Source organism: Xanthomonas sp. SHU 166, from assembly GCF_000364685.1.
Taxonomy (GTDB): Bacteria; Pseudomonadota; Gammaproteobacteria; order Xanthomonadales; family Xanthomonadaceae; genus Xanthomonas_A; species Xanthomonas_A sontii.
On sequence record NZ_AQOJ01000095.1, the window covers coordinates 1 to 14,147 of the forward strand.

General features: G+C 67.9%; 9 protein-coding genes. 3 read left to right on the forward strand and 6 right to left on the reverse strand.

Going from position 1 to position 14,147, the window contains the following annotated elements; translation table 11 throughout:
* Window positions 1–273: 273 nt before the first annotated feature.
* Entirely contained in the window at window positions 274–1,866 is a 1,593-nt protein-coding gene (locus D180_RS04015; protein ID WP_017911771.1) for an NAD(P)/FAD-dependent oxidoreductase, read from the forward strand.
* A gap of 128 nt (window positions 1,867–1,994) precedes the next feature.
* Here D180_RS04015 and D180_RS24415 read toward each other — a convergent pair whose 3' ends face one another.
* From D180_RS24415 to D180_RS24420, 4 genes are all read right to left on the reverse strand, one after another.
* A complete protein-coding gene (locus tag D180_RS24415; protein ID WP_232760312.1) occupies window positions 1,995–2,549 on the reverse strand; it encodes a prolyl oligopeptidase family serine peptidase in 555 nt (184 codons plus the stop codon).
* Window positions 2,441–3,997: a prolyl oligopeptidase family serine peptidase gene (locus tag D180_RS04020; protein ID WP_232760311.1), complete on the reverse strand. Its 1,557-nt coding sequence runs from the start codon at window positions 3,995–3,997 to the stop codon at window positions 2,441–2,443. Before D180_RS04020 ends, D180_RS24415 begins: the two co-directional genes overlap by 109 nt.
* Window positions 3,998–4,076: 79 nt before the next feature.
* Window positions 4,077–6,701: a TonB-dependent receptor gene (locus D180_RS04025; protein WP_343122581.1), complete on the reverse strand. Its 2,625-nt coding sequence runs from the start codon at window positions 6,699–6,701 to the stop codon at window positions 4,077–4,079.
* Window positions 6,702–6,719: 18 nt separating this feature from the next.
* Entirely contained in the window at window positions 6,720–6,884 is a 165-nt protein-coding gene (locus D180_RS24420) for a hypothetical protein (protein ID WP_017911775.1), read from the reverse strand.
* 456 nt (window positions 6,885–7,340) lie between these two features.
* Between D180_RS24420 and D180_RS04030 the strand changes: the two genes are divergently transcribed.
* A complete protein-coding gene (locus tag D180_RS04030; protein WP_017911776.1) occupies window positions 7,341–8,906 on the forward strand; it encodes a sulfotransferase in 1,566 nt (521 codons plus the stop codon).
* Window positions 8,907–9,080: 174 nt separating this feature from the next.
* Here the strand turns inward: D180_RS04030 and D180_RS04035 are convergent, their stop codons facing one another.
* Together D180_RS04035 and D180_RS04040 are read right to left on the reverse strand one after the other, a co-directional pair.
* Window positions 9,081–9,470: a cupin domain-containing protein gene (locus D180_RS04035; protein ID WP_017911777.1), complete on the reverse strand. Its 390-nt coding sequence runs from the start codon at window positions 9,468–9,470 to the stop codon at window positions 9,081–9,083.
* A gap of 286 nt (window positions 9,471–9,756) precedes the next feature.
* Window positions 9,757–12,516: a TonB-dependent receptor gene (locus tag D180_RS04040; protein WP_017911778.1), complete on the reverse strand. Its 2,760-nt coding sequence runs from the start codon at window positions 12,514–12,516 to the stop codon at window positions 9,757–9,759.
* A gap of 767 nt (window positions 12,517–13,283) precedes the next feature.
* On the opposite strand from D180_RS04040, the gene apbC reads away from it, so the two are divergent.
* A complete protein-coding gene (apbC, locus tag D180_RS04045) occupies window positions 13,284–14,135 on the forward strand; it encodes an iron-sulfur cluster carrier protein ApbC (protein WP_017911779.1) in 852 nt (283 codons plus the stop codon).
* The last annotated feature ends 12 nt before the right edge of the window (window positions 14,136–14,147 follow it).

A 14,147-nucleotide genomic window follows, 5' to 3' on the forward strand; every position in this document is an offset into this window, starting at 1 on the left:
GGCGGGCGCGGCGCTCTCGGGCTTGTTGCAGCCGGTCAGCGCGGCGCTCACGGCCAGGGTCAACAGCAGCATCTTGGGATTGCGAAGGGTCACAGGCAGGCTCCAGGCCGACGTGGATAAAGGAATGGCCCGCACGGGCCGTGGCGAGACTCTACGCCGCCACTGCAGGTTTCAGGGGTGTCGAAGGTCATGGGTGGCCCTGGCCATTGGGCCGCAGGACGGCGTCGCCGCCTGCCGTCGGCAAGCCCGCCGGCGCTGGCTTACCATGCGGCCATGACCCGCGAACCGCCATGCGATGCCCTGATCGTCGGTGCCGGCCACAACGGCCTGGTCTGCGCCGCCTACCTGGCGCGGGCCGGCTGGAAGGTGACGGTGCTGGAGCGGCGCGGCGTGGTCGGCGGCGCCGCGGTGACCGAGGAGTTCCACCCCGGGTTCCGCAACTCGGTGGCGTCCTACACGGTGTCGCTGCTGCAGCCCAAGGTGATCGCCGATCTCGACCTGGCCGGGCACGGCCTGCGCATCGTGCCGCGCCGGCGCAACAACTTCCTGCCGTTGCCGGACGGACGTTATCTGCTGACCGGCGCCGGCCACACCCAGGCCGAACTGGCCAGGTTCTCCGCGCGCGACGCTGCGCGCCTGCCGGCCTACGAGGCGCGGCTGGGGGGCATCGCCGACGTGCTGCGCGCGCTGGCGTTGCAGCCGCCGCCCAACGTCACCGACGGCGGCTGGCTGCAGGCACTGCCCGAGCTGCTGCGTACCGGACGCCTCGGGCGCCGCCTGCATGCGCTGGATGCGGAGCTGCGCCAGGACCTGCTGGACCTGTTCACCATCTCCGCCGCCGAGTATCTGCAGCGCTGGTTCGAGAGCGATGCGGCGCAGGCGCTGTTCGGTTTCGACGGCATCGTCGGCAACTACGCCAGCCCGTACACGCCGGGATCGGCCTATGTGCTGCTGCACCACGTGCTCGGCGAGAGCAACGGGGTCAAGGGCGCCTGGGGCCATGCGCTGGGCGGCATGGGCGCGATCACCCAGGCCATGGCCCGTGCGGCCACTGCGGCCGGCGCACGCATCCGCACCGATGCGGGCGTGCGCGAGATCCTGGTCGAGGGCGGACGCGCGGTCGGCGTGGTCACCGAGCAGGGCGAGCGCCTGCGGGCGCGGCACGTGGTCGCCAACGTCAATCCCAAGCTGCTGTACGAACGCCTGCTCGATCCGGCGCACGTGCCGGCCGCCACCCGCGAGCGCATGGCGCACTGGCGCTGCGGTTCCGGCACGTTCCGCATGAACGTGGCGCTGTCGCGGCTGCCCAGTTTCAGCGCGCTGCCGGGGCCGGGCGATCATCTCACCGCCGGCATCGTACTGGCGCCTAGCCTGGACTACATGGACCGCGCCTACCACGACGCGCGCCGGCACGGCTGGTCGCGCGAACCGATCGTCGAACTGCTGATTCCCAGCACCCTGGACGATGGCCTGGCGCCGCCCGGCCAGCACGTGGCCAGCCTGTTCTGCCAGCACGTCGCGCCGCAGTTGCCGGACGGGCGCAGCTGGGACGCGCACCGCGAGGAGGTCGCCGACCTGATGATCGCCACCGTCGAGCGCTACGCGCCGGGCTTCGCCGCCGCGGTGCTGGGCCGGCAGGTGCTGAGCCCGCTGGACCTGGAACGCACTTTCGGGCTGATCGGCGGCGACATCTTCCACGGCGCGCTGAGCCTCAACCAGTTGTTCAGCGCACGGCCGATGCTCGGCCAGGCGGCGTACCGCGGTGCGATTCCCGGCCTGTTCCTGTGCGGCTCCGGCACCCACCCCGGCGGCGGCGTGACCGGCGCGCCCGGCCACAATGCGGCGATGGCGTTGTTGCGCGGTTGAGCGGCGGCGGACGGTAGCGGCAAGAAAAAAAGAACCCTGGCATGGCGACCAGGGCGAGGGAAAGGCGCGGCGCGTGCAGCGCGCCGCGCGTGCCACGGCGGCGCGCCGTGGCGTTGTCTGCGCCAGCGTCAGGGCGCGCCGGCCTGCACGGATGCGCTCGGTCGTGCCGCGGAACCGCCCAGGTGCGCGTCGAAGAACCCCAGCATCCGGGTGTAGAGGTTGAGGTTGTTGTCTTCCTTGTAGAAGCCGTGGCCTTCGCCGGACTGCACGATCATGCCTTCGGGTGGGTTGCCGGCCGCCTGCAGCGCCTTGGCCAGCGCCTCGGTGTGCTCCGGCGGGCAGCGGTCGTCGCGTGCACCGGCGGCGAGGTAGATCGGCAGCGTCAGCGCCTGCACGTGGTTGATCGGCGACATCCGCTCCTGCTCGGCACTGGTGCTGCCGAAGGCGCGCAGCAGATAGCGCCTGCCGCTCTCGCTCTTGCTGGTGTCGCTGAGCCGCAACTGGATCTTGGCGTCGTACATGCCGACGTAGCCGAACGCGCAGCGGAACAGCCCCGGCGCGCGCACCGGCGCCATCATCGCGGCGTAGCCGCCGAAGCTGCCGCCGTAGATGCAGATCCGCGCCGGATCGGCCAGACCCTGCTGGATGGCGTACTGGGTGCCGTCGACGATGTCGTTGATGATGCCCCGTCCCACTGCCCGTAGGCGCGGTCCATGAACGCCTTGCCGAAGCCGCCGGAGCCGCGGTAGTTGAGTTGCAGCGTGGCGTAGCCGCGGCTGGCGAACAGTTGCGCCTCCGAATGGAAGCCCCAGTTGTCGCGCGGCCCCATCGGTCCGCCGTGCACGTTGACGATCAGCGGCAGGTTCTTCGCCTGCGCTCCGGCCGGCACGGTGAGGTAGCCATGGATGCGCAGACCGTCGCGGGCGGTGAACTGGATCGGCGTGATCGTGGCCATCTTCGCCGCATCGATCCAGGGCCGGCTCTTCATCAGGAAGCGCGCCTTGCCGGTGGCGCGCTCGTACAGGTACAGCTCGCCGGGATTCTGGTCGCTGCGCACGCTGACCACGATGGTGTCGCCATTGCGGGTGGCGCTGGCGAAGTCGACGTACTGGCCGGGAAAGGCCGCGGCCAGGCTGGCGTATAGCGCTGCGTCCGGATGCGCCTCGTCGATCAGCTTGACCTGCGGCGCGCCGGCCTCGGTGACCACCGCCAGCGCGGTGTCCGAGCCGTCGGTGGCGGTGATGGTGCGCGCCACCTCGCTGGTGGGGTCCTGGAACAGGGCGACGAAGCCGCCGCTGCGCGGATCCAGATACCCGAACGCGCCGGGCGCCTTGCCGTCGTCGCGGGTGGCATAGACGCGGCCGTTGGCGGTGGACCAGGCGATGTCCAGGCGCGCGCCATCGGCCTTGCTGGCGTTGATGAGCTCCCACTTGCCGTCCTTCAGCGCGTACACCTCGCTGTGGCTGTCGTAGCCGGTGTCCTCGTCCTTGTCGCTCTGGCAGGTGGCGAAGGCGGGCTGCTTGGTCGCGTCCAGGGCGATGGAGCAGTTCGCCTTGGGCGCGCGGCCCAGCGATTTGCGCCGCCCACTGAGGGTGTCGATCATCACCGCTTCGGTGCCGGCACCTTCCGAGGAGCGCGGGTAGCGCACCTGCATGACCACGTTCTGCTCGTCGTCGCGCAGCGTGTCGAGCAGGGAGAACGATTCGCGGCCCACGCTCTTGCCGCGCTGGGTGACGCCCTGGGTGCCGTATTCGATCAGGGTGCGCGGCTGGCCGCCGTCGGCGTCGACCGCGAACCACTCGCCGGTGCCCATCGGCCGCTCGAACGAACCGACCTTCTTGACCGCGGTGAACAGCAGCCGCTTGCGGCCGGTCCAGTAGAACGCGCCGACGCTCTTGCCGTCCGGCAGCACGTTGACCTTGATCGGCTTGAGGTCGCGCGTGCCGAGTACGGTCAGCACGTCCTGCTCGCCGCGGTCCACGGTCAGCGCCAGGTATTCGCCGTCCGGCGAAATCTTCACCGCACTGTAGGTGGGACGTTTGACGAAATCCGCAATGGGCGGGGGAGCGGCCGCGGCGATGCCGACGTGCAGGCACAGCCCCAGCGCGCAGAAAGCAACGAGTCGTTTCACGAGAATCCTTTTTGCGTGATTGCATACAGCGAGAGCCCGATGCCGGGCTCTCGCTGACCTCCAGTGCGCGTGGTGCGGCTCAGCGGAAGCGGTACTGGAACTCCGCCGCCACTTCGCGGCCGTACGGGCTGTAGGCGCGCCAGAAGTACGGATACGTGTTGTAGCCGCTGTCCTTCGGATGCGTCTTGTCGAACACGTTGTTGACGTAGAAGTTGACCGTCAGCTTGTCGGTCAGCTTCTTGCCCACGTTGGCGTTCCAGATGAAGTACGGCGCGATGCGACCGGTCTCCTGCCAGTTCGGCAGGCTGCCGTAGCGGATCATGAACACCGCCGCCTGCCAGTCGTTCCTCTGCCAGGTCGCGGTGGTGCGGATGCGGCTGCGGAAGTCGAAGTTGCCCAGGTCGTCGCGGTAATCGAGGATCGGGTCGCCCTTGAACTCGGCCGACTTCTGCTCGAGAGTGTGCGAGTAGCCCACCTGGAAGCGGAAGTCGCCCAGACGGTCGGTGTCCAGGCGGTAGTCCAGCGACGCATCGATGCCCTTGGTGCCGAGGAAGGCGCGGTTGATCGGGCCGCGGCGGATCTCGGTGATCTGGCCGTCGTTCGGCGTGCCCGGCGCGTTGAGGCGGGTGACCCGCGACAGCATGTCGTTGCAGAACGCCGAGCCCGGCGCACCCAGGGTGAACGGGTTGCGGTTGCGGGTCAGCCCGGTCACGCAGCCGGCTTCGCCGTCGAGGATGTAGGTGGAGGTGATGTCGGCCACCACGTTCTTCAGGCGGATGTCGTAGTAGTCGGCGGTGACCGACAGGCCGTCGAGCACGTCCCACACGAAGCCGGCGGTCCACGACGTGCCGGTTTCCTCGGAGAGGTTGGTGGTGCCCTGGCGCACGCCGTACGCGGTGTAGTTCACCGTGGTGTCCGAGGTCGGGCACTGCGCCGCGGCGCGGCCGCTTTCCAGGCAGCGACGGGTGTCGAAGATGCTGGAGAACGAACCGCTGCGATCGGCGAACACGTAGTGCAGATCCGGCGCGCGGAAGCTGGTGGAGTAGGAGCCGCGGAACAGCAGATTGTCCAGCGGACGCCATTCCAGGCCGGCGTTCCAGGTCTTGGCGTCGTCCACCGCGGTGACGTCGTCGTACTTGTCCAGGCGTCCGGCCAGGTGCGCCTTCAGCGAGCTGAGGATCGGAATCGACAGCTCCACGCCCAACGCGTAGCGGTCGCGCTTGCCGCCGCCGCCGGTGCCGGTGAGGTTGTACGGACGGTCGGTGCCGGTGTAGTCGGGCAGGATGCGCGGGTCGGCATTGAGCTTGTATTCCTGCTGCGAGGCTTCGACCACGCCGGCGAAGCCCAGCGCGCCGGCCGGCAGCTCGAACAGGTCGCCGGAGAGCACGAAGCTGCCCTGGTTGACGTGCGAGTTGGCGTCGGTCTTGACCGTGGTGCTAAACGCCGCGAACTCGTCCGGGGTCAGTGCGCTGTAGTAGCGCTGCTGGTTCAGGCGATACACCGGATAGGTGACGCCGCCGACCACGCGGGTGCCCAGTTGCTGGCCGAGGAAGTAGTCGTTGACCGCCGAGGCCATCAGGCGCGGGCGATCGACCTTCACCTTGTACTCGGCGCGCGACAGGGTCAGGTCCCAGTCGAAGCGGTCGCCCAGCTTGCCGCGCAGGCCAGCGGCGAAGTCGTAGAACTTCTCCTTGTTGCGCGCCATCAGGTGCTCGACGCCGCCGGCTTCCTGCGGGGCGAACACGCGCTGCGCGTCGACCAGCGCGTTGAAGCCGGGATCGAACCACAGCGCGCCATTGGTGCGGCCGGACCAGAACTGGGTGCCCGAGGTGTACTTGGACTCGGACGACCAGGCCTGCAGGCTGGCCCAGCCCTGCATGCCGCCTTCGAAATCGAAGGTGCCGTAGGCGTAGCCGGACAGGTCGTTGTTCTCGTTGCGGATGGTCTGGTAGGCCGGATCCTTGAAGGTGCCGCAGGCCTGGCCGAGGTTGGTGATGGCGCCGGCGGCGCTGGCGCTGCGGTAGTTCCAGCGCACCCACTCGTCGCCCAACTGTTCGCAGGCGCCGGCCGGCGGCGCGAAGTAGGAGTTGGTGGTCGAGCCGGTGCGGCGGCGCACGCGCATGGTGCCGGTCGGCTGGATGCCGACGAAGGCCGGCGGGAACGGGTTGTCCAGCGACGAATCCATGAAGTCGCGCTGGTAGCCGTACAGCGGCTCGCCGGCGGTGTACTCGAAGGCGTAGGTCAGGCTCCAGCGGTCGCCGGTCTTGCCGCCGATCCACTGGAAGTCGCCGGTGTCGCCGCCGCCGCGGGTCAGGGTGCTGCCGCGCAGCTTGACCAGGTCGCCCTCGTAGTTGGTCTTGAGGATGACGTTGACCACGCCGGCGACCGCGTCGGAGCCGTAGATGGCCGAGGCGCCGCCGGCGAGGATCTCGATGCGGTCGACCGCCGCGGCCGGGATGTTGCCGAAGTTGGCGAAGTTGCTCTGGCCGTTGTAGGGCAGCGGATAGTCCGCGGCGCGGCGGCCGTTGATCAGCAACAGAGTACGGCCGGGGCCGAGGCCACGCAGGTTGATCACGCTGGCGTTGGGGGTGAAGCCGCCCTGGAACAGCTCGTTCTGGGTGGAGCCGGAGGCCTGGGTGAGCGTGCTCAGCGCGTCGAAGACGGTGTTGAAGCCTTCGCGCTCGATCTGCGTGGCGGAGATGATGGTGACGGGCGAGGGGCCCTAGACCTCGGTGCGCTGGATGCGCGAACCGGTCACCGTCACCTTCTCGAGGGTGCGCGCCTTGGCGCCGGTGGTCTCGGTCAGTTGTTCCGTCTCCGATTCCTCGCTCGCGGGCTGGCTTTGCGCCAGCGCCGACGCGGCGGGCAGGGCCAGAATGGCGGACACAGCAACGACCAGAAGACTCCGCTTGGGAGCCGGTGCTTTGACTGACATTGACAAATTTCCCCTAGATGCATGTGCAGTACCCAGGTCCCTTCCTGGACAGGTACGTGTAGAGAGCGTGAGGTCCATTTCACGTTTCTTGACCGTAGCATGAACAAATCGGAAAAGTAACGAAAAATTTGCGTGACATGACATGTTTTTGAAGTGGGCTTGCTGTAGAGGCGGTCGCGGCGGCAGGCGCACCTGGACGCCACGTGATGCAAGCCCTTGTCGCTGCGTCATTTCCACCAGGGCGAGCCCGTTTCGCTCCGCGCTCGCCCTGCGGCCGGGGTGTGCGGCGGCGGCCGGCGGCAGACACCGCGCATGCGCGCGAATGCTGCGCTGCGGTCATAATCTGAGACCGCCGCGCCCGCCTGCGTGCCGCCGCGGCCAGCCTTCCAGGGGAGATCGGGCGCATCCATGAGCGAACAGGTTCAGCTCTACAACCAGGCCATCGCCGCGCTCAACCGCAGCGACTGGCCGCACGCGCTGCGGATCGCACAGCATCTGCTGCAGGCCTTGCCGCAGCATCCGGGCGTGCATTTCGTCGCCGGTGTGGCGGCGCTGGAGTTGCAGCAGATGCAGGTCGCTGCGGTGCATCTGCATCAGGCCGCGACCCTCAATCCCGAGCGCGCCGACTACGCGGCGCAACTGGCGCGGGTGCTGGCGATGGGGCGGTTCCTGCAGGATGCGCACCGTTTCGCCGATCAGGCGATGGCGCTGCAGCCCACCGATGCGCATACCCTGGACACGCTGGGCGTGGTCTACAGCCAGGTCAACGAACATGCCGCCTCGCTGCAGGCGTTCACGCGTGCGGTGCAGGCGGCGCCGCAGCAGGCCAGCTTCCGCTACAACCTGGGCACCTCGCTGCTGTTCTCCGGACGGCTGCAGGAGGCCGAGGCCGAATACCGCGCCTGCCTGGCGCTGGAGCCGCGCTACTGGAAGGTGTATCTGTCGCTGTCGCAACTGCGCAAGTGGACGCCGGAGGAGAACAACCTGGCGCTGCTCGAGGCCGCGCTGGCGTCGGCCGGCGACGATCCGGACGCGGTGCTGCATCTGAACCTGGCGCTGGCCAAGGAGCACGAAGACCTCGGCGACTACCGCGCGGCGTTCCGCGGTTATGTGCAGGGCAAGTCGGTGCACAAGCGTGCGCGCGGCTACACCTCCGAGCGCGATGCGCGCCTGTTCGAGGCCCTGCATCGGAGCTTCCGCGCCGATGATGCGCCGGTGGCGGGCTTCGAGAGCGAGGAGCCGATCTTCGTGATCGGCATGCCGCGCAGCGGCACCACGCTGGTGGACCGGATCCTGTCCAGTCATCCGCAGGTGCACTCGGCGGGGGAGCTGCAGAACTTCTCGGTGGTGCTCAAGCGCCTGACCGGCACGCCGTCGCCGGAGATCCTCGACGAAACCACGCTGAGCCAGGTGCAGGGGCTGGACTGGCGCGCGCTCGGCCGCGGCTATGTCGAGTCCACGCGCCCCGGCACCGCGCTGAAGCCGCGCTTCGTGGACAAGCTGCCGCACAACTTCCTCTACGCCGGCCACATCGCGCGCGCCTTGCCGAAGGCGAAGATCGTGTGCCTGCGGCGCGACCCGATGGATACCTGCCTGAGCAACTTCCGCCAGTTGTTCGCGCTGTCCTCGCCGTACTACGACTATTCCTTCGACCTGATGGACGTCGGCCGCTACTTCCTGATGTTCGACCGGCTGATGGCGCACTGGAACGCGGTGCTGCCGCAGCGCATCCTGCAGGTCGATTACGAGGACCTGGTGACTGCGCAGGAGCCGACCACGCGCCGCCTGCTGGAGTTCTGCGGCCTGCCGTGGGACGACGCCTGCCTGCATTTCGAGCAGAACCAGGCGCCGGTGGCCACCGCCAGTGTGGTGCAGGTGCGCACGTCGATGACGCGTTCCTACATGGGGCGTTGGCAGCGCTACGGCGAGGATCTGCAGGAACTGAAGGCGCTGTTGTCTGCGTTCTATCCGTAACCACTGGGCCGCCCGCGCGGCCCGTCTCTACCGCTCCGTGATCGGTCGCTGTGGTATCCGGCGCGCACGCTGGCGCGTGGCGCAGGCGTAGTGCGGAGCGGTGAGCGCTGCGCGCTTCTTCCGTGGCGCTCCTGTGTGCCGCGACATTGCCGCACTGCGCGTGGCTGGCCTCGCCTAGTCCAGATCGGTCTGGATCCAGGTCGGCGAATGATGGATGTCCAGCGTCTGCAGACGGCCAGGACCCAGGTTCTCGAACCGGTGCGGCACGCCGGCGGGACCGAAGACCACGTCTCCGGCCGCCGCCTCGAGCGCGCTGTCGCCGACGAAGAACCGCGCGCGTCCGACCAGGACCACGAAGGTTTCGTCGTACGGATGGACGTGGCGCGGCGGGCCGTCGCCGATCGCATCGGTGCCGTAGGTCAGGACGGTGACCGCACCGCCCAGGGCTGCGCCGGCGACGACGCCGTGCCACGGCGGCGGCGTGTCCGCATCGAACAGCCGTGCCTGGGTTGCCGACCGCCCATCCGCGGCGAAGGTGGCGGGATCGAAGTCGCGACGCGGCATGTCGGGTATCTCCACTGGATGCATTGCGGCATCGGATGCGACGACGAGGAGGGGGCGTCTCGGCGGCGACGGATGCGCTGGGCGCGATTACAGCATGGGCTGACGGCGCCAACGGCCACGGCGGCGGAACGCTGTCGTGCGCAAATCATGCGTGCCTGACCAATCTCGCCGACGCGCAGTGCGGGAGGATGCCTGCCATGGATGGGATGACCGGGCAGACCGCGCATGCGAGGCCAAAAAAAAGCCCACCCTTGCGGGTGGGCTCTGTGAGGACATGCGTGTCGGCTTACTTGCCGAACGAGTAACGCATTTCCAGGTAGTACGCACGGCCGTACACATCGAAGTTGTATTCGTTGTACGCCCACTGCGCGCTGCCCGGGTAGGACTTGTCCAGCGGCGGCATCTTGTTGAACACGTTGGTCATCCTCAGCGACAGCTCCATGCCCTCGAACGCCTTGTAGGTGACGCTGGCGTTGTGGGTGATGTGCGACGGCAGCTTGCCGGCGCGCGGGGAGGCATAGCCGGCCGGTGCGACGGTCGCCGCGTAGTTCGGGGTCTTGTCGAACCAGCTCGCGTACCAGGTGGTCGAGAACTTGCCGATGTCCCAGGTCAGCGACGCGTCGGCCTTGCGCTTCGGGTCGGTGCTCCAGTACGGATCGTTCAGCAGGTCCACCGGCGTGTCGCCCGTATAGCGCACGTACTTGTGGCGCAGGTTCTCGCTGTAGCTGGCGATGGTGCTCAGGTCGCCCCAGCGGCCGAAGTCGTAGCCATAGCGGAACGAGGCAATGACCGCTTCCAGCTTCTGGTTGGAGACGTTGATCTTCGGCGTGTAGATGTTGGTGATCTGGCCGGTGGCATTGCGTGTGACTTGGGCGAACGTGGCCTGGCACAGCGCCGAGGCGGCATCGTCGATGCCGGCGCGGCAGCGGTAGTCCTGGAGGCTCAGGCCATCGGCGCTCTGCTGGGTGACTTCATCGCTGATGTCCCAGTTGAGGTAGTCGACGGTCAGCGCCATGCGATCCACCGGCGACCACACGAAGCCCGCGCTCCACACGTCGGCGTTGATCGGCTTCAGGTCCAGGCTGCCGGACTGCGTACCGCGGAACTGACGGCTCGAGTAGGCCTGCGGACAGTTGTCGGTATTGCCCGGCAGATAGCCGCGCTGCGCGCACTGGTAGTAATCGACAACGCTGCTGTAGTAGCCGCTCTGGCCCTGGTACAGGTCGGACAGGGTCGGCGCGCGGAACGCGGTGCCGTACTTGCCGCGCAGCAGCAGGGTCTCGAAAGGACGGTACTCCAGCGAGATGCTGTAGGTCGGCTTGTCGATGGTGCGGCCGCTGGCCTTGAACGCATCGTAGCGGCCGGCCAGGGTGATGGTCAGCGGGTCGAACACCGGCATGCGCAGTTCCGAGGTCAGCGCGTAGCGGTCGCGCTGGCCGCCGCCGGCCACCGAGGTCAGACCCCAGACTTCGCCGTTGAGGATGACCGGATCCGGCGCGTAGTCCCACTTCTGCTTGCCGTACTCGCCGACCACGGCCAGGCCCGCGTCGCCGCCGGGCAGGCTGAACAGCTTGCCGTTGGTGGCCTGCACGCGAATCATGCCGTCGGAGGTCTTGCTCTTGTTGGTGGCCTGGCCGGTGAAGCTGGCGAAGTCCGCCTGGCTGATCGGCGAGTAGAACGCCGCGTAGTTCGGCGAATACACCGGGTAAGCGCCGTAGTTCGGATCCAGGCCGAGCTGCGGGCCCAGCACGCGGTTCACGAAGAACTGGTCGATCGCGTTCTTGTAGCGGACCAGCTGGCGCTCTTCCAGCTTGTACTGGGTGTAGGTGACGCCGGCATCGTAGTCCCAGCTCGATTGGCCGAGCTGGCCCTGGGCGCCGAAGGTCACGCGCACCGAGTCGCTCTTGTTGCGGCTCATCGTGTCCTTGATGCCGTTGATGCCCATTTCTTCCGGCGCGAACGAGCGCTGCAGGTTCAGCAGGTCGTCCACCTGCGGATCGTAGTAGTAGCCGAAGTCGGCGGCGGTGCCCCACCAGATGTAGTTGGAACCGGCGTTGAACTTGACCTCGTCGTGGCTGTAGAGCACGTCGCCGTACAGCTGCACGTTGTCGTTCAGGTCATGGGTGCCGTGCAGGTAGGCCTGCAGCGACTTGGTGCCGCTGTCCAGGGTGCGGTAGCCCGGGGTGTACTTGGAGCCGCAGTAATACTCGTCGCCGAAGCCACGGCGCTGCTGCTTGGCGATGGTGCCGCCGAACAAGCCGGACACGTTGCTGCAGTTGTTCGGGTCGAGGAACTTGTAGCTGGTGAACGGGCTGTAGACCAGGAAGTCGCGGCTCGGCAGCTGGGCGTTGTAGCCCTGCGTGTTGAACTGCTTGGTCTGGCTGCGCTGGTAGGCCCAGATCGGATCCTTTTCTTCGTACTGCAAGCCGCCCAGGATGCTGGTGCGGCCGTCGGCCGAGGTCCAGCCCTCGGCGAAGGTGGTGCGGAAGTTGCTGCCGCCGCCTTCGGAGTAGCCGCCGCCGCGGATGCTGAACACCGCGCCGTCCATCTTCTTCTTCAGGATGACGTTGATCACGCCGGCGATCGCATCGGAGCCGTACAGCGACGACTGGCCGCCCGGCAGGATTTCGATGCGGTCGACCAGGTCGATCGGAATGCCGCTGATGTTGTTGAACGTGTCGCTGCCGTTGTACAGCGCCGGGTAGTTCGACATCGGACGGCCGTCGATCAGGTACTTCACGTAGCCCGGCGGCAGGCCGAACAGGCTCACCGTCTTCGCGCCCTGGGTGAAGGTGCCCGAGCTCTGCCCGCCCTGCACGCCGCCGGTGGCGAACGAGCTCTTCTGCAGCACGTCGGCGACGGTGCTGAAGCCGCGCGCCTTGATTTCTTCGGCGTTGATCGTGGTGACCGGGGTGGCGGTCTCGATCTCGGTCTGCGGGATCAGCGAGCCGGTGACGGTGATCTTGTCGAGATTCGTCGCTTTATCGGTCTTGTCGTCGGTCGTGGCGTCCTGCGCGAAGGCGGCGAACGCGGCCGGGACAAGCATGGCGGAGGCCAGCGCGGCACTCAGGTGGCTGTGCTTGAAACTACGAGTATGACGGACAGTCATCTTTCTCTTCCCCGAAAATCAATCGATAAGGCGAGGGGCCTCGTGCCGCGACGTGTGCCTTGAAAGTGGGATCGCATCCTGCAACCAACCCAAACGTAACACGGACTTAACGCGGTTTGTACATGGGTGTCACTTTTTTCGTCTACCAACAAAAACTGCGGCGATCAGGCAGGAAATGTCGGCGAACGCCGGGCCGCGGCACCGGCGTAGACAAGTTTCGCGTTGCTTTGCACCATTGCGGGGCATTCTTTGTATAGGTTGCTGAACGGATGTGGGGCATGGCGGGTCGTGCCCCTGAAGGCCTGCGACGACTGGGCGATCCCGATACCGTCGGCAGCGCGGCCCGGCTGCCGACGCACCATTTCGGTGAGCGCCACTCGCCATCGTGGGGCGTGCAAGTGCGGGTGATCGCCGCATCGGCATGGCGCGCCGCGATCCCGGCGTGTGCGCGGGCCGGTGCCGAGGCGCGCGATGGCGGAGGTGAAAGGTCGGTCGCAGGCCGTGCCACGCGGCATTTGCGCAAAATCCGCCAGCGCTCGCGCCGCCCGCGGCGCGGGACCGTGCGTCGGTGCACTTGTATAGTCATGTGTCTGTGCGGCCCGCGCCGCTGTCGCTGCCCGCGGCGCCGTGTGCGGTCCATGTTTTCCTTTCCGTCGCGCGCATGCCTGGCCTGCGTCGCCGACGCTTTCTTGTTGAGTTTTCCGATGACCGATCGCCCGCGTCTCCCCGCCCACGCCGTCCAGCCCAAGCTCGCCCCGCACCCGCGCATCCGCAACGTCATCGCCGTCGGCTCCGGCAAGGGCGGGGTGGGCAAATCCACCACTGCCGTGAACCTGGCCCTGGCCCTGCAGCGCCAGGGCGCGCGCGTCGGCGTACTGGATGCCGACGTCTACGGCCCCAGTGTGCCGGCCATGCTCGGCCTGAGCGGACGCCCGGACAGCCCGGACGACAAGAGCATCGAGCCGATGCGCGCCTTCGGCATCGAGGCGATGTCGATCGGGCTGTTGGTGGACCAGGACACGCCGATGATCTGGCGCGGCCCGATGGCGACCTCGGCGCTGACCCAACTGTTCGCCGACACCCTGTGGGACGACCTGGACTACCTGCTGATCGACCTGCCGCCCGGCACCGGCGACATTCAGCTGACCCTGGCGCAGAAGATCCCGGTGGCCGGTGCGGTGATCGTCACCACCCCGCAGGACATCGCCACGCTGGACGCGAAGAAGGCGCTGAAGATGTTCGAGAAGGTCGAGGTGCCGGTGCTGGGCATCGTCGAGAACATGGCGGTGCACACCTGCAGCCAGTGCGGCCATGTCGAGCACCTGTTCGGCGAGGGCGGCGGCCAGCGCATGGCGCAGCAGTACGGCGTGCCGCTGCTGGGGTCGCTGCCGCTGGCGATCGCGATCCGCGAGCAGGGCGACGCCGGCACCCCGGTGGTGGCCGCGGCACCGGACTCGGCCGCGGCGCAGGCCTACCTGGCCACCGCGCAGCGCCTGACCGAGGAACTGCGCAAGCGCCCGCGCGCGGCCATCCCGATCTCCGCGGCGTTGCGCTGAGCGGCGCGCGGC

Excerpts from the sequence above, each read along its gene's own strand:
- D180_RS04015 (WP_017911771.1), top strand. The coding sequence starts at position 274 with ATGACCCGCGAACCGCCATGCGATGCCCTGATCGTCGGTGCCGGCCAC.
- D180_RS04030 (WP_017911776.1), top strand. The coding sequence starts at position 7,341 with ATGAGCGAACAGGTTCAGCTCTACAACCAGGCCATCGCCGCGCTCAAC.
- D180_RS04035 (WP_017911777.1), bottom strand. The coding sequence starts at position 9,470 with ATGCCGCGTCGCGACTTCGATCCCGCCACCTTCGCCGCGGATGGGCGG.
- D180_RS04040 (WP_017911778.1), bottom strand. The coding sequence starts at position 12,516 with ATGCTTGTCCCGGCCGCGTTCGCCGCCTTCGCGCAGGACGCCACGACC.
- apbC (WP_017911779.1), top strand. The coding sequence starts at position 13,284 with ATGACCGATCGCCCGCGTCTCCCCGCCCACGCCGTCCAGCCCAAGCTC.